Here is an 18,686-nt window from a genome sequence, read left to right as displayed (position 1 = left end):
AAATTCTACGAGATTTTTATGAAAATAAGTTTAAGTAAGTGTAAAAAAGAAAAGAATATAGGATCTAATCTTATTTTAAAATGGAGCATTGTTGCTGTGTTTGCTTTAGCAAGTATAAACAATGTTTCTGCTCAGGGTGCGGAGATATCAACGGTTAAGAACAAAAGTAATCAGAAAGCTAGAGTTACCGGGTTGAGGTATATTTGTGTCCATGTACTTGAGCTAGAAAAAACACTGAAACTTTATCGTGAAATTCTTGGTTTCAAACTATCAAAGTCAGAAATTCTTGGTGGAGGCCTAGAGGGAATGCTTGTATTAAAATTAAGAGCAGATGATTTTGAAATAAGTTTGTCAATCCCCCCTCCAGAAGCTATGGATTCCTATAAACCAATAGGGAATACAAACCACAATCACTTTATGCTTATTGTAAATGATATTGGTCCAATAGGTGATAAGCTAAAAGCAGAAGGCTATCAATTAGAAAATGAGAATTACAGGCAGGATAAATATACCTTTTTTAAAGGGCCTAATGGTGAAATTATAGGTCTTTCTTCATGGGATGATTGATAATGTTAAAGATTTTATAGCTTTAAATTATAACTGAAATATAGAATAAGCATTAATTAAAACTATATAGCACCTCTGGTAAATAGCTAGGGGTGCTTTTTTTTAACTCTATTATGGGGTTAGGGCCTTTTTTCTATTTAATTCTTTCTCTTTAAATCAATCAGAATATTAGTGTAAACAAAATAATTGTTCGTGGTCCATCATTACTTCCTAAGTTTTTATTTTGAGCAATTTAGTCCTTTAAAAGCTATAAGAAGCGTGTGTTAAACAGATATATGAAGATAGAGACTATAGGAAATTTAAAAAGTGCCCAGAATGGGAGTCGAACCCACACGTCCTGCGGACACACGGCCCTCAACCGTGCCTGTCTACCAATTCCAGCATCTGGGCAAAAGAGTTGCTAATATAGTTTAGTTTGAAATACTAAAAAAACAAAAAGCATCTAAATATAAACTTCAATGCTTTTTTTGTGACATCCCAAAGGGAGGTTTAGAGATGTAAAATTCTTCCTCTACAGGTTAACTAAATTATATGCTTAATTTTTGCTGCTCCCCAATAATATTACTTGATCCCCGTTTATATGAGAATTAGAAACAATCAATGTAGGAAATAAAAAAGCGGAAATTTATCAAACTTGATAATATTTCCGCTTTTTGTGACCGGGCTGGGGCTCGAACCCAGGACCCTCTCCTTAAAAGGGAGATGCTCTACCAACTGAGCTACCAGGTCATTGGAGTGTTTTATGTAATTAAAAAATAAAACAACACTCAGTTTTATTTTTTTGTGACCGGGCTGGGGCTCGAACCCAGGACCCTCTCCTTAAAAGGGAGATGCTCTACCAACTGAGCTACCAGGTCTAAACATTCAGTGCCTGAATGCGGGTGCAAAGATACGACCTTAATTCAATTTGACAAGTGTAAAAACTAAAAAAAAATATTTTTTTTTAAATATAAAAAATGAACCTTGCATCAAAATTAAAATTATGAGTAAAAATATCATTTTAATAGGCTATATGGGCTGCGGTAAATCATCGGTAGGTAGACAATTAGCAAAAAATAGACAAATGGATTATATAGATTTGGATGATTATATTGAGATGAAGGAAAAAGATACTATAAGAGAAATTTTTAAAAATAAAGGGGAGGTATATTTTAGGAAAATTGAAGCAACGTATTTACAAGAGTGTTTGGGGAGTTTGAAAAACACGGTGCTTTCATTAGGAGGAGGAACTCCTTGTTTTGGGAATAATATGCAAACTATTGTTGAAGCAATTAATAGTCCATCGGTGTATTTACAAACCTCTATTGGGGAGTTGGCAAAACGTTTATTTACAGAAAAAGACAAGCGTCCCTTAATAGCGCATACAAAAACAGTTGATGAATTAACAGAATTTATAGCAAAACATGTTTTTGAACGCTCTCAATATTATTTGCAATCTCAATTAAAAGTATCGACTAATTCAAAATCGGTAGAGGAGATTGTAACTGAAATTGGGAGCTTGATTGAAGTTTGAAATAATATGACAAAAAGAATTCGAATAAAAAGAAGTTAATTCAAGTTGAATTTTTTACAAATTCAGTGTTGAAAAATGATCTTTTTATTCGAATTTAGGTTTTGTTTTTATTCTAAAAAAAATAAAACTGAAGGTTTATTTATGATAAGCCTAATTCATCAAGTATTTGCTTAATTTTTTGGTCTAGTGTATATTCAACTTCTGTTAATGAATCTGTAGGAGTTACCTCGTTTTGTACACTAATGTAAAATTTAATTTTTGGTTCGGTTCCACTAGGGCGAGCAGCTATTTTACTACCATCTTCAGTGTAATAAACTAATACATTAGCTTTAGGTAAATCAATTTTTGTAGTTGAATCGTCTTGTAAATTGATAGCTTCCCCGCTAAGGTAATCCTCGATAAAAACAACTTGAGATCCATTGATTTCCTTTAATGGATTTTCACGTAAGTCAATCATTTTTTGTTTGATTTCCTCGGCACCACTAATTCCTTTTTTAACTAGTGAAACTAAGTATTCTTTATAAAAACCATGTTTCTTATATAAGTCCTGTAGTAAATTAAAGAATGAGTTTCCGTTTGCTTTAGCATAGGCTGCAATTTCACATGCTAATAGTGTACTGGTAACAGCATCTTTGTCACGTACAAAATCACCGACCATAAATCCGTAACTTTCTTCGCCACCACCAATAAAGTGTAGTTCTGGATAATCCTTAACAAGTTTAGCAATCCATTTAAAACCAGTTAATACTTCCTTGTATTCAACATTGTAAGCGTTAGCAATAGTGCGCAACATTGGTGTTGAAACAATGGTGGAGGCTATAAATTCATTCCCTTTAAACCCAGTTTCTTTTTTGTATTGTTCTAGCAAAAAACCTATCATTACTACCATGGTTTGGTTCCCGTTTAGTAATTTCATTTCGTTATTATTGTCACGAACGGCAATACCCAAACGATCACAATCGGGATCGGTACCAATTAAAATATCGGCACCTACTTTGTTGGCTAATTGTGTGGCCATTTCCAAAGCTTCCGTTTCTTCGGGATTAGGAGATTTTACAGTTGGGAAATTTCCGTCGGGTTCAGCCTGTTCTTCAACAATATGAACGTTTTTAAAGCCTGCCTTAGCTAATGTTTGTGGTATGGATTTTATTGATGTTCCATGTAACGAGGTAAAAACAATACTTAGGTTGTCTTTAGCTTCTTGTGTTGCTATAATACTTCCATTTTCTACACAAGCATCAATAAAAGGTTTGTCAACCAGTTCGTCAATAATTTCAATGAAGTCTGGGTTAGCGTCAAATTTAATATCACTGTATTCTAATGCATTAATCGTGCTAATAATTTCACCGTCTTCGGGAGGAACAATTTGTCCACCATCTTGCCAGTATACTTTGTATCCATTATACTCAGGGGGGTTATGACTGGCAGTAAGGACAATTCCACAATGACAATTTAAGTGTTTTACAGCAAATGAAAGTTCGGGAGTGGTTCGCAAGCTTGAAAATAAGTAAGCTTTAATGCCGTTAGCAGCAAAGACTTCGGCAACAGTTCTAGCTAAAGTGTCGCTGTTGTGTCGGCAATCAAAAGCAATAACTGTTTTAATTTCTTCACCGTTAAATTGTTTTTTTAGGTAATCGCATAAACCTTGAGTGCTTTTTCCTAAGGTGTATTTGTTAATACGATTAGTTCCAACGCCCATAACACCACGCATTCCACCAGTACCAAATTCTAAATCTTTATAAAAACTATCTTCTATTTCCGAAGGATTAGTTGTTAAAAGATTATTGATTTCGTTTTGTGTGTCAATGTCAAAGGTAGGGCTTAGCCACTCGTTAACGCGTTGTTGAATGGTGTTTGTTAGTGTACTCATTGTTATAAGATATGAAGCAAAAATACTAATTCCTTACTGAAAATAATTAAAATAAGGTGGTTTATAGTGTTTCTGAAATTTTATATTGTTTATGTTTTTCGGATTTGTTTTTTAAAATGATTTCACCTAAAAATCCAGCTAAAAAAAACTGAGTCCCAAGGATCATACATGCCAATGCGATATAAAATTGAGGGCGTTCAGTAATCAAGCGTCCCGTAGTATTTATATATAATTTATCAATTCCTAAATAGGTGGCGAATCCAAATCCAACAATAAAAAGAAGGGTGCCTACTAAGCCAAAAAAGTGCATAGGACGTTTGCCAAATTTAGAGATAAACCAAATGGTAATTAAATCCAAAAAACCATTGGTAAAACGTTCCATTCCAAATTTGGTTTCTCCGTATTTGCGAGCTTGGTGTTGCACTATCTTTTCGCCAATTTTAGTAAAGCCTTCGTTTTTGGCAAGCACAGGGATATAACGATGCATATCACCAGTCACATTAATATTTTTAACCACTGATATGTTATAAGCTTTTAATCCACAATTAAAATCATTTAGCTTTACGCCAGAAGTCATTCTGGCTGCAGCATTAAATAATTTTGAAGGTAGGTTTTTCGCAAAAACAGCGTCGTAACGTTTCTTTTTCCAGCCAGAAACTAAATCGTAACCTTGTTCGGTGATCATCCGATATAATTCTGGTATTTCCTCTGGGTTATCCTGTAAATCGGCATCCATAGTAATAACTACGTTTCCATTGCAGGCCTTAAAACCGGCATGTAAGGCTTGAGATTTACCGTAATTTTTTAGAAATCGAATTCCTTTTATATTGGAGTCTTTTTGTTGTAAACCTTCAATAGTTTCCCAGGAGGTGTCTGTGCTACCATCATCAATAAAAATCACCTCATAGCTATAACTATTTTTAAGCATCACTTTTTGGATCCATGTATGGAGCTCGTTGAGTGATTCTTGTTCGTTTAGTAATGGAATAACAATAGAGAGGTCTTTCATAGAATGTTATTCGGTTTTTAAAATAGCAGCACTAATAATACCACCTAAAGCACCAATAAAAGCATATTTTAAAATCCAAAAAGCTAAACCTGTAGCGGAGTTTGGAGCTTCTTTGGTTAAACTAGAAGTGTCTGCATTTGGGTCATTTTTTGTCATTACGGCTATGGCTTCTTCAACTAATTTTTGTTGGTATTCAGGGTCAATATAATTGGCATGAATAAGAAAAATGTATACAGAAAATAATGTCCCCATAATTAGTACTAATCCAACACCAATTTTAACTCCTTCGGAAAATAATAAATTACCGTTGTTTTGAAAGCTCTTATAGTTTTTTATGGTAATAAATACGATGGCTAATTCAATAAATAAGGCAACAAAACTCCCATAACTCTCACCTTGGTAACCAAGTCCTAGTTGTTTAATTAAGGTGTCCATAATTAAACGTATAGCCAGTAAACCAAGTGCATAAGGTAATAAGAATTTAAATGTTGATTTTTCGGTGTGTTCCATTTGAATGTAATATAAGATGCAAATATAGTGATAACAATGTAAGTGGATTTTAGGGAGGATTGTTTTTTTTAGGATAAATATTACGGTGATATTTTTATTTATTTGGGTGGGGTGAAATTTTAGATTTAATGGTAGTTGATGTCTTAAGTTTTTAGAATTATTTGTATTGTAATAAAGGCTAACTTAGTATATTTGTCATTTATGCTAATTGGAACTAAGAGTTAATAACAATTTAGTAGTAGTACTTTTTTGTGTGATTCTGTGTGTGTTTTAATTTTATTATGATAAAAAATATTTGTTGTATAGGAGCTGGTTATGTTGGTGGGCTAACAATGGCAGTAATAGTGAATAAATGTCCAAATATAAGAGTGCATGTGGTTGATTTAAATGAGCAGTGAATTGTAGAATGGAATGCTGATGATTTTTTTTGAAAAAATTCCCTGTGTATGAACTAGTTTTGGGTGAAGTGGTAAGCGAAGCACAAGGTGGAAATTTGTTTTTTTTCTACAAAAGTAGAAGAAGCAATACAGGAGCTGATGCAATATTTATATCGATGAACACTCCTGCAAAGACATATGGAGTAGGAAAAGGGATGGCCGCTAATTTAAAATATATAGAATTATACGCTCTTCAAATAGCTTCGGTATCGACAACTGATTAAATAGTAATAATATCATAAAATTAATACGATTTGTGTGGTGTTATGATCAAATAATAACAATAATAATATGATCGTCAAAATTAAAGAGTTCATTGCTAAACATGTTACTAAGAGGAGAGAGAGTATGTTTTCAATTGATATTGAAAACAATAAAGAGAATCTTTTAAAAGAAATTAAGGATAAAAGAGTTTTAGTAATTGGAGGTGCTGGTACAATAGGGAGTTCTTTTGTGAAAGAAATATTACAATTCTATCCTAAGACATTAGTTGTTGTTGATATTAATGAGAATGGATTAACGGAATTGACAAGAGATATAAGGAGTAATGATGCATTAGTTGTTCCAAGTGACTATACTACTTATCCTATGAGTTACGCTGATGATGTGTTTTTTAAAATGTTTAAAGATAAAGGGGGCTTCGATATAGTCGCAAACTTTTCAGCGCATAAGCATGTTAGAAGCGAAAAGGATAAATATTCAGTAGAGGCTCTTATTAATAATAATGTTGTAAATGCCAAAAAGTTATTGGATCTTTTAAATATTTATAAGCCAAATCATTTTTTTTGTGTATCAACGGATAAAGCCGCTAATCCTGTAAATATTATGGGAGGGAGTAAAAAGATTATGGAGGATTTGATAATGAGTTATAGCAATTCATTTAAAGTTACTACGGCTCGTTTTGCTAATGTAGCTTTTTCAAATGGATCTTTACCTGCGGGATTTATAGAAAGAATTTCTAAAAATCAACCGATATCAGCACCAGTTGATGTAACAAGGTATTTTGTATCTCCAGAAGAGAGTGGTCAAATTTGCTTATTAGCATGTATATTAGGAAAAACAGGTGAAATTTATTTTCCTAAATTAAAAAAAGAGCAAATGATAACTTTTTCAAATATAGCGATAGAGTTTTTAAAGGCTAATGGTTTTGAAATAGAATATTGTAGTTCCGCTATTGAAGCGATAGAAAAAGCAAAACAAATTAATTCGAATAGTAAAAAATATCCTGTTTTTTTCTCAGGAAGTGATACCACTGGAGAAAAACCTTATGAAGAGTTTTTTACAGAAAATGAGAAGGTTTTTTTAGATGAATATGAATCATTAGGAGTTGTAGAGATTAAGGAATTTAGAACTCAAGAAGAAATAGATAAATTGTTTTTAGATTTTAAAAATGTATTCAATAAGGAAGATGCTGGTAAGGATGATATAGTAGGTGTTATGAGAAGTTTTTTAATTAATTTTGACCATAAAGAAGAAGGTAAAAACTTAGATTCAAAAATGTAATAAATGGATAAAAAAACTTCTCAGATTATTGATTTTGTAAGAGGTCTTTACAATATAGAAAATGAATTTATACCTCTTCATAAACCGTTTTTAGAAGGTAATGAAAAAAAATACCTTAATGAATGTATAGATTCAACATTTGTTTCCAGTGTAGGTAAGTTTGTCAATAGGTTTGAAAAAAACTTAGAAGAATACACAGGGTCAAAACATGCAATTGTTTGTGTTAATGGTACTAATGCTATTCATGTAGCATTAAGATTAGCAGGGGTAAAAGAAGGTGACGAGGTGATTACACAAGCTTTAACTTTTATTGCAACAGCAAATGCGATAATGTACTCAAATGCTATTCCTGTTTTTGTAGATGTTGATATAGATACAATGGGTTTATCACCAAAAGCATTAAAATTATTTCTAGATGATAATGCAGTTGTTAAAAATAATCAATGTTATAACAAAAAGACGGGGAGAAGAATAAAAGCATGTTTGCCAATGCATACTTTTGGGCATGCATGTCGTATAGAAGAATTGTTAAAAGTATGCGCAGATTATAATATTGAGTTAGTTGAAGATGCTGCCGAGTCCATGGGGAGTTTTTTAGGAGATAAACATTTAGGTACTTTTGGGAAACTATCTGTAATTTCATTTAATGGAAATAAAATAATGACAACAGGAGGTGGAGGTGTTATTCTAACAAATGATATTGAATTAGCCCAGAAAGCAAAACATTTAACAACACAATGTAAAGTTCAGCATTCATGGGAATATGTTCATGATGATATAGGATATAATTATAGAATGCCAAATATTAATGCAGCTATAGGAGTGGCTCAGTTAGAGCAGCTTCCGTATTTTATTAAAAGTAAAAGAGAAATAGCAAAAAAATATGCATCTTTCTTTTCTGATTTAAAAGGAATAAGCTTTTTTGATGAACGTACTGAAGAGGAATCTAATTTTTGGTTAAATGCTATTATTTTGGAAGATAAAAAATCAAAAGATGAGTTTTTAAAGCAAACAAATTCTTTAGGGATAATGACTAGGCCAATATGGAAGTTAATGGATAAGTTACCTATGTTTTTAAATTGCCCTAAAGGGAATCTTGATAATTCTGAATGGTTAGAAGATAGGGTTATAAATATTCCAAGTAGTGTAATATGAGTAATGTTATAATAGGTAAACCCAATATTGTTCTAATTGGAGGAGGAGGACATTGTAGTTCTGTTATAGATATTATAGAAAAAGAAGGAAGATATAATATTTTAGGTATTTTAGATAATAAACAAGGTGAGTTGCTGGGGTACCCTATAATAGGAGATGATAGTCTTATAAATGAATTAATATCTGATAATACTTTTTTTATAATTACTGTAGGTCAAATAAAAACGTATGAGATTCGAGAGCGTATAGCAAAAAAATTAGAAGAAAGTAAAGCTAAATTAGCTACAATAATATCTCCATTAGCCTATGTTTCTAAACATGCCGATATAGGAGTTGGAACAATTGTTATGCATGGTTCGATTGTTAATGCACAAGCAAAAGTAGGTAAGCATTGTATTTTGAACACAAAATCTAATATTGAACACGGTGTAGTAATTAATGATTTTTGCCATATATCAACTTGTGTAGTAGTTAATGGTGATAGTACAATAGGAAGAGGGGTTTTTTTAGGTAGTAATTCAACAATATCTAATGGTATTATTATTAAAGAAGATAGTATTATTAGCGCTGGTAAATTTGTGAAAAAATGAGAAGAACATTAATAATTGCTGAAGCAGGAGTTAATCATAATGGAGATATAGATCAAGCAAAAAAATTAATTGATGTAGCTGCATCAGCAGAAGTAGATTATGTTAAATTTCAAACATTTAAAGCCGCTAAATTAGTTACAAAAACAGCAAAAAGAGCAACATACCAAGATAAGAATACGGAGAATTTAGATAGTCAATTTGAAATGCTTGAGAAGTTAGAGTTGACTGAAGAAATGCATGATATACTTATTAATTATTGCAATGAAAAAGGAGTACGTTTTTTATCAACAGGATTTGATTTAGAAAGTTTAGAATATTTATCTAAAATAGGTATAGAATTGGCAAAAATACCGTCAGGAGAAATAACAAATTACCCTTATTTGAAAAAAGTAGCTAATTTATTCTCTGAAGTTATTTTGTCTACAGGTATGGCTGATATGGAAGAGATAAAACAAGCAGTTAAGGTTTTATTGGATAATGGAGTTAAAAAAGAGAATTTAACAATATTACATTGTAATACCGAGTATCCTACGCCAATGATTGATGTTAATTTAAAAGCTATGAATTATATCAAGTCCATATTAGGGGTTAATATTGGATATTCTGATCATACTTTAGGGATTGAAGTACCTATAGCAGCTGTAGCTTTAGGAGCAAGTGTTATTGAAAAGCATTTTACGTTGGATAGAAATCTTCCTGGACCAGATCATAAAGCATCTTTAGAGCCCAGAGAGTTGAAAGAGATGGTAATTTCAATAAGAAATATTGAACAAGCCTTATCTGGATCTGGAATAAAAGAGCCATCTAAATCGGAAATAAAAAATAAGCCGATAGCTAGAAAAAGTATAGTGGCTAAAAAAGGAATTGCAAAGGGAGATTTTTTTACAGAAGATAATCTTGCTATAAAACGGCCAGGAACGGGTATTTCACCTATGCAGTGGAATAATATAATTGGAAAAAAATCCTTGAAAGATTTTAACGCAGATGATTTAATATCAATATCTATTTAATGACAAGAAAGATTACGATAGTAACGGGTACTAGAGCGGAATACGGATTGTTGAAGCCTTTGATAAAGTCTATTTTTTTAGATGCTAAATTGGAATTACAGCTAATAGTAACAGGAATGCACCTTTCTAATGAATTTGGATATACTATCAGAGAAATTGAAAATGATGGTTTTCCAATAGTTAGTAAAATAGAATGTTTGTTGTCTTCCGATTCTTCAGTCGGAGTATCTAAATCTATTGCAATAGCAATCTCAGGATTTGCGGATGCTTTTGAAAATCTGAAGCCCGAAATTTTAGTTGTTTTAGGAGATAGAACGGAGATTTTGGCGGCTGTTATAGCTGCAACATCCGCAAATATACCAATAGCTCATTTGCATGGAGGAGAAACTACAGAAGGAGCATATGATGAAGGTATTAGGCATTCGATTACTAAGTTTAGTCATTTACATTTTACATCAACAGAAATCTATAAAAAAAGAGTGATTCAATTAGGGGAATCACCAAATAATGTATTTGATGTAGGAGCTATAGGTTTAGATTCAATAAAAGGATTAGATTTATATTCAAAACAAGAATTTGAAAAATCAATTAAAAAAGGATTAAAAAAGAAAAACTGTTTAATTACTTATCATCCAGTTACATTGGAAATTGAGAATCCAATGCATACATTTACTAATATTTTAAGAGCTTTAGATGAATATGATGATACATTGCTGATTTTTACACATGCTAATTCGGATAAAAATGGTCGTATAATAAATACTATGATTGAAGATTATGTTAAAAAAAATGAACAAAAAGCAGTTTCTTTTAAGTCTTTAGGGCAAATGAGATATTTATCCGCACTAAAATATGTTGATGTTGTTGTGGGGAATTCCTCAAGTGGAATAATAGAAGTACCTTATTTTAATATTCCAACAATAAATATAGGTGATAGACAAAAAGGAAGAATAAGTCCTTTGAGTGTTTTAGATGTAAATAATTCATATGAAGAAATTAAATTGGCACTAAAAAAATCTTTCTCTTTGGAATTTAAAAATAAAATTGAAGCTCAAGATCAAGTTTATGGATCAGGGAATACTACTCAAAAAATAATTAATATTTTAAAAGGTATTGATTCATTTAATTTGAAAAAGCAGTTTTATAATATTGATTTTGAATATTAAATTATGATAATAAAAAAATTACTAATTAACTATAATGAAACGATAGTTGATGCCCTTAATAAACTAAATGAATTAAAAGGAATTAGTCGTTTAATTTTGTTTGTTCAAGATAGAGAAGGGAAAATATTAGGATCTATTACAGATGGAGATATTCGTCGATCAATAGCGATGGATCAAAGGGTAGATAAATCAGTAGAGCAAATTTGTAATACAGATTTTTTATATGAATACAGTAGTGATGATTATTTGTTTTTAGGGAAATATAAAAATAAGGATATAAAAATTCTACCAATTTTAAATAAATCTCATCAACTTATTGATATTATTGACTTGGATAAAGTTAATGCTAAATTACCATTGGAGTGTATGGTTATGGCAGGCGGTAGAGGAAAAAGATTGAGCCCGCTAACGGATACTGTTCCTAAGCCAATGTTGCCCTTGGGAGGTAAGCCAATAATTGAGCATAACATTGATAGGCTAATTAATTTTGGTATAAAAAAAATATATATATCATTAAAATATTTAGGGAATCAAATTCAAGAATATTTTGGAGATGGAAGTGATAAGGGGATTTCTATAGAGTATATATGGGAAGATGAACCATTGGGTACAGCTGGGGCTTTAGGTTTGGTAGATCATTTCAATACAGATCATGTTTTGTTAATGAATAGTGATTTGTTAACAAATGTTGATTTCGAATCGATGTATACAAAATTGATAAAAGAAAATGCAGATATGGTTGTAGCTTCTACGGAATATAAAGTGGATGTGCCTTATGCTGTTTTTGAAACCGAAGAAAATAAAGTTAAAGCTTTTAAGGAAAAGCCTAGTTATATATATCATTCTAATGCAGGTGTTTATATTCTTAAGCGAGAGTTAATACAAAAAATGCCTAAAAAATGTTTCTATGATATAACTGATTTGATGGATGACTTAGTTGAAAAGGGAGGAGAATTAATTTATGATCCGATTATGGGTTATTGGATTGATATTGGTAAACCTATAGATTATAAGCAAGCTCAAGAATTTATAAAGCATATTGAAGCAAATTAGAAATGAATATATTAATTACAATTTGTGCTAGAGGCGGTTCTAAAGGTATTCCAAGGAAAAATATAAAAGAAATAGCAGGTAAACCTTTAATTTATTACTCTTTAAATTTAGCTGAAAAATTAAAAAAAGAAAGACCTTCAGATATCATTGATATTGTTTTATCTACAGACTCTGATGAAATTAAGGAAGTTGTCAGAAGGTTTCAAATAGAAGATTTGTATTTAGAATATATTCGCCCTGCTAAATTAGCCACAGATAAATCAGGTAAGTTAGATGCAATAATCGATGTGAGAGATCACATGGAAAAAAATAAAAATATAATATATGATTATGTGCTTGATTTAGATGTTTCATCTCCTTTAAGAACTATTGAAGATTTAAAGAAGGCGTTTGCTATAATTATATCGGATGATGAAGCCTTTAATATTTTCTCTGTAAATGTGGCTCATAAAAACCCCTATTTTAATATGGTTGAAAAATTAGATAATGGTTACTATAGTTTATGTAAAAAAGGAAATTTTTTAACTAGACAATCTGCTCCAGATGTTTATGAAATGAACGCTTCATTTTATATTTATAATAAGACTTTCTTTAAACAAAAATTAAAATCGGTAATAACAGAAAAATCATTAATCTATGAAATGGATCATATTTGTTTTGATTTAGATAACCCTATAGATTTTGATTTTATGGAATACCTGATAGAAAATAATAAGTTAGGTATTGAACTATGAAAGTTTTAATAATAGGATTAGGCTCAATAGCTAAAAAACACATAGCAGCTTTGGGACAAATAAGTTCTGAGGTGGAGATATATGCTTTAAGGCGATCAATTATTGAAGAAGAAAATGATATAAAACATATCTACTCTTTTGAAGAAATTGAGGAGGTAAAACCTGATTTTATAATAGTTTCTAATCCGACTAATATTCATTATCAAACATTAAAGAGAATATATGGTTTTAATTTACCTCTTTTTATAGAAAAGCCTTTGTTTAATTTGATAGGAAAAAATGAATCTGAATTAGTTGAAATAATTAGTAAAAATAATTCAACATATATTGCATGTAATTTGAGATTTCATAAAGGCTTGGTTAAGATGAGAAGTTTGTTGGAAGATAAATGTATTGAGGAGGTGAATGTTTATTGTGGTTCTTATTTGCCAGATTGGAGACCTACTATAAATTTTAGGGAAAGTTATAGTGCTAATGCAGAAAAAGGAGGAGGCGTTCATATTGATTTGATTCATGAATTAGATTATTTATATTGGTTTTTTGGAGAGCCATTAGAGGTAAATAAAACTTTTAAAAGTGATTCATCATTAAATATTACAGCAATAGATTATGCAAATTACTTATTTAGCTTTAATGATTTTTGTGCAAATATAGTATTGAATTATTATCGTAGAGATGCTAAAAGGACTTTTGAAATTGTAACCAATAAAGAGACTTATTTGTTAGATTTATTAAATAATATAATTTATGTGAATGGTGAGAAAATGTTCGATTTTGAACAAACAGTACAAGAAATGTACGATTTTCAAATGAATTTTTTTATTGAAAAAATTCTTATTGGTGAAAAATTTAATGATATAAAAGAAGGGTATAAAGTATTAGAATTATGTCTAAAAGATTAAAAGACAAAGTAATTATATTAACAGGAGCAAAAGGCTTATTAGGAAAAGAAACACAAGTTTCTTTAAAAAAATCTGGGGCAAAAGTTGTAGCTGTAGATATTTTTGAAGATGAAATGAATAATATTTTAACATTTGATGTTACAAAAGAAAAGGAAATTGATAAGTTGATATCATTTACTATGAATGAATATGGAAGAATAGATGGTTTGGTGAATTTAGCATATCCTAGAACTGAAGATTGGGGAGAAAGATTTGAAAATATCAAATTATCATCATGGAGAGAAAACATAGATATGCAATTGAATATGGTATTCTATGTTTGTCAAAAAGTATTAGAAATCATGAAAACTCAGCAATCTGGTTCTATTGTTAACATTGGTTCTATTTATGGTGTGGTCGGTAATGATTTTTCTATTTATGAAGACTATGATGGTACTTCTCCTGCGGCATATTCTGCTATTAAAGGAGGTATAATTAACTTTACAAGATATTTGGCATCTTATTACGGGAAATTTAATATTAGGGTGAATTCTTTGTCTCCTGGAGGTATTTTGTATGAAAATCAACAGCATCCAAGCTTTATTGAAAAATACAGTAAAAAATCTTTATTAGGTAGACTTGGGAGACCTGAAGAAATAGCATGGCCGACAGTCTTCTTGTTATCAGAAGAAGCTTCTTTTATAACAGGTCATAATTTGATGGTAGATGGAGGTTGGACTGCAATATGACTATTAGTAGAGTAGTATTTAACATTACCTAAAAAAAAATATGACAAAAGCAAAACAGAGTTCTGTAAATATGACTCTTTGGAGTATGTTAGGACGTTATGTGCCAAGTATGCTTCAAATTATTTCTACTTTAATTATAGCAAGATTAATTACTCCTCAAGATTTCGGTGAGGTTGCAATTATAACAACCTTTATTCAGATTGCTAGTTTACTTGTAGCATCAGGTTTTTCCGAAGCATTGATTTTTAGAGTTAATAATACTGAATCATTATATTCAACTGTTTTTTATTCTAACTTTTTAATATCTGTATTCCTCTATTCATTATTGTATTTTTTTTCAAATTTTATTGCAAACTTTTATGAAATAGAGAGATTAAGTATTTTGACAAAGGTAGTGGGGCTTAATATTATTGTTTATTCATTTACTTACATACAAAGAATCCTCTTTACAATTAATCTAGATTTTAAATTCCCTGCATTGGTAACTTTTTTTTCTTCAATGTTAGGAGCAACAATTGGATTGTTTTTAGCTTATAATGGTTATGGTGTTTGGTCTATTGTTATTCAAACACTATCAATAAATCTTATTCAAGCAATTGTTTTTTGGACTTTGTCAGGTTGGAAGCCTCGTTTTGTTTTTTCTTTTTTAGAATTGAAAGAAATATTGCCTTATTCTACAAAGATTTTGATTAATAATTTTATTCAAGTGTTTTATGATAATATATACTCTTTAGTAATAGGTAAAGTTTTTTCAGCAAAAACTTTAGGTTATTATAATAGGATGCAGACTGTTGTTTTTTTTACAACAACTAATTTTATGTATGCCGTAGAAAGTGTATTTTTTCCTATTTTGTCTAAAGGGAAAAATAATAAAGATTATTTAAAAGAAAAATATGAAATTTTATTAAGATTATCAACATTAATTGCTTTTCCGATCCTTACATTTATTATAGGTTTGGGAGAACCAATTATACTATTTTTATTGACTGAAAAATGGATTGGTGGGTTAGAGATTTTAAAACTTATTTCTATAGCATATTTGTTTATTCCTATTATTTACATAAATAATTCATATTTAAAGGTGTTGGATAAGACAAAGGAATTAGTTCGAATTAATTTTTTTAAGAAAGTTGTTGGTTTAACTATATTATTTTTCACTATGAATTATAATATTATTGTTGTTTGTTATGGTATTATTTTATATTATTTTTTAGATGCAATATTGTCGATGTTATTAACCAAAAAATATTTAAACATTAAGATTTATGAGCAAATTAAATTTATATCATTAAATATTTTTTTAAATATTTTGTTATTATTGATTGTAGTTTATACATCATCTTTGTTTTTCAATAATTTTCAAAAGTTAATGATTAGTTCACTTGTTGGAACTTTGATGTATGTGTCCTCTGTGATTATTTTAAAGTCAAAGGAGTATGTTTTTTTAAAAAATCTGATTTTTAAGAAGTAGATTTTATGGGGTTAGTAGTACAATTAGTATTCTTTTTATTCTTTTTATTCTTAAGTCGTGGAGATAAAAAACTTTATTTAATTTTAGTTTTTTTGCAAATAATTTCTTTTGGATCTCAATTTTTAGTTGGAGCTAAAATAGATTATGATTCTACATTTACTATATTTAATATTTTTTTTATAAACATAAATTTATTTTTAATAATTAGCCCATGGCGTCATGCTAGATTTGAGTTTTTGTATTTAAAGGATGAGAAGTTTGTCTTTTTTTTTAAAAAAATTTTATATAAGGTGTTGTTTTTTAATCTGATATTAAGTATAGTAATGTTAGTTATCATTAGGACTTACATTCCAAGTCCATCTGCTTTTAAAGCAGAAGGAGCATATAAAGATTTATATGAAAGTATACCTTATTTTGCTAATTTCTTTAGGTATTCTTATACAACTCAAAATTCAGGTTATCTTGCATTTCCATTTTTTTTCTACTACTTATCTAAATTAGAATTTAAAAAATCTAGGTGGGCATTGCTTTTGTCCTCTTCTTCGATGATAGCTGGAATAGCTTTTTATTCAAGAGCTCAGATATTTACTTATGTATTGGTTTTTATAGGTTCTTTCTTTCTTTTGAAAGATATATTACCTAAAAAATTGAATCAAAAAATTTTAAGATACATAAAAATAGTAATTTCGTTAATTGTTTTTCTATTTATATCGATAACGGTAACAAGGTTTTCAGAAATGGATTATTATAAAGACCGTATTCCTCGAAATTCAAGAGTTAAGGATCCAATTATTTATAGTATAGCGGATTATACTGCGCAAGGCTATTATAATGGTGTAAATCGTCTTGAAAAATATACTCCAGAAAAAATTCTTTATGGAGAAGGGTTTCTGCGACTTGTTTACCAATATTTGAATTTTTTTAATATTATTACTTGGAATGCAGAAAAATCAAAAGAAAGAGTAAATAAGTCATTTGACGGTGAAGCACATCTATTTTATGGGTATACATGTCATACAGTTTATAATTTTGGATATATAGTCACATTTTTGTTAAGTGTTTTGTTTCATTTGTATATTACTAGTCAGCTGAGAAAAAGGAAATATGTTTCTATTGAAAGTTTATTTATTCTAGTTTTATTATTAGTTATTTCTGTTGTTTCAATTTTTTATTGTGGATTTGAGTTATTATATGTAAACTTAATTTTTTTCTTTCTTATACGAACAGCATACCTTTTAAAAAAAAAATGAATAATAAATTAGATACAGTCCTAAAAGGATATTTGTTTGCATATTTAAATGAATTTAATGCTAATTCTGAATTTTGCATTGATAAAAAAAATAGAAAATCATACAAAGAGTTTAAAATTAAACAAGTAGCTAGGTATCTAAATGTACCTAGTAAGTTTTTTCATTTTTTTTCATTTTTTTCTCTAATACTTTCTAAGTTTGAGGTAATAATCTACATTATAATATTGTTTGTTAAATTTTTCATTTATACATTTCAATATGTTTTTTCGGAAAGAAAATCTATTTCTAATAAATATATCATGTTAGGATTAAATTTAGCTAATGATAGATTTGTAAATATTTTGAAAAGTGCAAATATAGACATCGATAATGTTGTAATTGTCAAACTCCCATCTATAAAATCTGATTACAATGGTTTTGAAAAAGTGAATATGTTTAGTGGAATAAATTATAGTGAGTTATTCTATTCATTTATTTATGCAATCAAAGTGTCTTTTATCATGAAAAAAAAATATGGAAACAGGGATCTTATGTTTAGATCTTATACTTCTTTTGAATATTTTTTGTCTTTTTTTTATTTAAAAAGAAGTGACACTTCTAATGATTATTATTTTGTGAGTCTTTTGGATAGATGGGCTTATCTATCAAGATATATAAAAAAAAATAAATGCCTAATACAACATGGAATCTTATATGAAAATATGAAGATAAAAAAAATAGGAGATGTTGATATTGCATATTATATAAATGAAAAACAGAGATTTATATGTGAGAAAAGTCTTTTGACAAATAAGCCTAAAGCATACTACAGATCATCAATTAAATTTTCGTCAAATAATAAATTATTAAATAATGGATTGAAAAATGTATTACTTATTTGTAATAAATTCTTTTTTGAAAAAGAAAATAAAATTATTAATGATTTGGGAAAGAGAAATCTAAATCTTTATATAAAGCCTCATCCAGTAGATAAAGATATTACGGTATATACAAATCTTTTGAAAGAAAATGATTTTATGATCTTAGACCAAAAAGATTTCCCAAAAGTAGATTTTGCCATTTCTTATGTGTCAACATTAGCTGATGAGTATGAAAGTGAAGGAGTAAAAGTATTAAGATATGATGATGATGATTTTGATTTTCTATTTAATGGTTTGTAATTTTATTCGCTATCAGGTTTAATACCTCGAGGCTTGCCTCGTTAATTATTACTATTTT

At 29.4% G+C, this 18,686-nt stretch carries 17 protein-coding genes, 3 tRNA genes and 1 pseudogene; 15 read left to right on the top strand and 6 right to left on the bottom strand.

The window, feature by feature from the left end; translation table 11 throughout:
* The first annotated feature begins 18 nt into the window (after positions 1 to 18).
* Complete coding sequence (locus tag KQA_RS0215115) at positions 19 to 567, top strand: VOC family protein (RefSeq protein ID WP_010182318.1); 549 nt, start codon at positions 19 to 21, stop codon at positions 565 to 567.
* A gap of 307 nt (positions 568 to 874) precedes the next feature.
* Here the strand turns inward: KQA_RS0215115 and KQA_RS0215110 are convergent.
* The 3 genes from KQA_RS0215110 to KQA_RS0215100 all read right to left on the bottom strand — a co-directional run bounded on the left by KQA_RS0215110 (position 875) and on the right by KQA_RS0215100 (position 1,424).
* Positions 875 to 957: transfer RNA gene (locus KQA_RS0215110), tRNA-Leu, on the bottom strand.
* A 266-nt stretch (positions 958 to 1,223) separates the two neighbouring features.
* A tRNA-Lys gene (locus tag KQA_RS0215105) sits at positions 1,224 to 1,296 on the bottom strand.
* 55 nt (positions 1,297 to 1,351) lie between these two features.
* Positions 1,352 to 1,424: transfer RNA gene (locus KQA_RS0215100), tRNA-Lys, on the bottom strand.
* A 125-nt stretch (positions 1,425 to 1,549) separates the two neighbouring features.
* Between KQA_RS0215100 and KQA_RS0215095 the strand changes: the two genes are divergently transcribed.
* Positions 1,550 to 2,080, top strand: coding sequence for a shikimate kinase (locus tag KQA_RS0215095; protein ID WP_040396425.1), 531 nt, complete (start codon positions 1,550 to 1,552; stop codon positions 2,078 to 2,080).
* A gap of 139 nt (positions 2,081 to 2,219) precedes the next feature.
* On the opposite strand, the gene KQA_RS0215090 is transcribed toward KQA_RS0215095, so the two are convergent.
* The 3 genes from KQA_RS0215090 to KQA_RS0215080 form a co-directional block, all read right to left on the bottom strand.
* Positions 2,220 to 3,950 carry a phospho-sugar mutase gene (locus tag KQA_RS0215090; RefSeq protein WP_010182316.1) on the bottom strand — a complete coding sequence of 577 codons (1,731 nt, stop codon included), beginning with the start codon at positions 3,948 to 3,950 and terminating at the stop codon, positions 2,220 to 2,222.
* 61 nt (positions 3,951 to 4,011) lie between these two features.
* Entirely contained in the window at positions 4,012 to 4,959 is a 948-nt protein-coding gene (locus tag KQA_RS0215085) for a glycosyltransferase family 2 protein (protein ID WP_010182315.1), read from the bottom strand.
* A 6-nt stretch (positions 4,960 to 4,965) separates the two neighbouring features.
* Entirely contained in the window at positions 4,966 to 5,469 is a 504-nt protein-coding gene (locus tag KQA_RS0215080; protein WP_010182313.1) for a DUF4199 domain-containing protein, read from the bottom strand.
* Between the two features lie 281 nt (positions 5,470 to 5,750).
* Here KQA_RS0215080 and KQA_RS19960 point away from each other — a divergent pair.
* From KQA_RS19960 to KQA_RS0215015, 13 genes and pseudogenes are all read left to right on the top strand, one after another.
* A pseudogene (locus KQA_RS19960) lies at positions 5,751 to 6,127 on the top strand (nucleotide sugar dehydrogenase); the annotation flags it as partial.
* A gap of 73 nt (positions 6,128 to 6,200) precedes the next feature.
* Positions 6,201 to 7,409, top strand: coding sequence for a polysaccharide biosynthesis protein (locus KQA_RS0215070; RefSeq protein WP_029209617.1), 1,209 nt, complete (start codon positions 6,201 to 6,203; stop codon positions 7,407 to 7,409).
* A gap of 3 nt (positions 7,410 to 7,412) precedes the next feature.
* Positions 7,413 to 8,564, top strand: a complete 1,152-nt coding sequence (locus KQA_RS0215065) for a LegC family aminotransferase (RefSeq protein WP_010182310.1) — start codon at positions 7,413 to 7,415, stop codon at positions 8,562 to 8,564.
* Positions 8,561 to 9,154, top strand: coding sequence for an acetyltransferase (locus KQA_RS0215060; protein WP_010182309.1), 594 nt, complete (start codon positions 8,561 to 8,563; stop codon positions 9,152 to 9,154). Before KQA_RS0215065 ends, KQA_RS0215060 begins: the two co-directional genes overlap by 4 nt.
* Positions 9,151 to 10,164 carry an N-acetylneuraminate synthase gene (neuB, locus tag KQA_RS0215055; RefSeq protein WP_010182307.1) on the top strand — a complete coding sequence of 338 codons (1,014 nt, stop codon included), beginning with the start codon at positions 9,151 to 9,153 and terminating at the stop codon, positions 10,162 to 10,164. The genes KQA_RS0215060 and neuB overlap by 4 nt, the downstream gene beginning before the upstream one ends.
* Complete coding sequence (neuC, locus tag KQA_RS0215050; protein ID WP_010182306.1) at positions 10,164 to 11,330, top strand: UDP-N-acetylglucosamine 2-epimerase; 1,167 nt, start codon at positions 10,164 to 10,166, stop codon at positions 11,328 to 11,330. Before neuB ends, neuC begins: the two co-directional genes overlap by 1 nt.
* A gap of 3 nt (positions 11,331 to 11,333) precedes the next feature.
* A complete protein-coding gene (locus KQA_RS0215045) occupies positions 11,334 to 12,383 on the top strand; it encodes a nucleotidyltransferase family protein (RefSeq protein ID WP_010182305.1) in 1,050 nt (349 codons plus the stop codon).
* Positions 12,384 to 12,385: 2 nt separating this feature from the next.
* Positions 12,386 to 13,117, top strand: a complete 732-nt coding sequence (locus KQA_RS0215040; protein WP_010182304.1) for an acylneuraminate cytidylyltransferase family protein — start codon at positions 12,386 to 12,388, stop codon at positions 13,115 to 13,117.
* Positions 13,114 to 14,019 (top strand): Gfo/Idh/MocA family protein, encoded by a 906-nt coding sequence (locus KQA_RS0215035; RefSeq protein WP_010182302.1) that lies wholly within the window; start codon positions 13,114 to 13,116, stop codon positions 14,017 to 14,019. Before KQA_RS0215040 ends, KQA_RS0215035 begins: the two co-directional genes overlap by 4 nt.
* On the top strand, positions 14,004 to 14,747 hold the full coding sequence (locus KQA_RS0215030; RefSeq protein ID WP_010182301.1) for an SDR family oxidoreductase: 744 nt from the start codon (positions 14,004 to 14,006) through the stop codon (positions 14,745 to 14,747). The genes KQA_RS0215035 and KQA_RS0215030 overlap by 16 nt, the downstream gene beginning before the upstream one ends.
* A 40-nt stretch (positions 14,748 to 14,787) precedes the next feature.
* On the top strand, positions 14,788 to 16,218 hold the full coding sequence (locus tag KQA_RS0215025; RefSeq protein ID WP_010182300.1) for a lipopolysaccharide biosynthesis protein: 1,431 nt from the start codon (positions 14,788 to 14,790) through the stop codon (positions 16,216 to 16,218).
* Between the two features lie 236 nt (positions 16,219 to 16,454).
* Entirely contained in the window at positions 16,455 to 17,468 is a 1,014-nt protein-coding gene (locus KQA_RS0215020; RefSeq protein WP_157366726.1) for an O-antigen polymerase, read from the top strand.
* Positions 17,465 to 18,628, top strand: a complete 1,164-nt coding sequence (locus KQA_RS0215015) for a hypothetical protein (RefSeq protein WP_010182298.1) — start codon at positions 17,465 to 17,467, stop codon at positions 18,626 to 18,628. The genes KQA_RS0215020 and KQA_RS0215015 overlap by 4 nt, the downstream gene beginning before the upstream one ends.
* Positions 18,629 to 18,686: the final 58 nt, after the last annotated feature.

Origin of the sequence: Aquimarina agarilytica ZC1 (genome assembly GCF_000255455.1) — a bacterium.
In the GTDB taxonomy this organism is placed as follows: Bacteria; Bacteroidota; Bacteroidia; order Flavobacteriales; family Flavobacteriaceae; genus Aquimarina; species Aquimarina agarilytica.
Note: the sequence above shows the minus strand (reverse complement) of the source record. Positions and strands in the feature narration are given on the sequence as shown.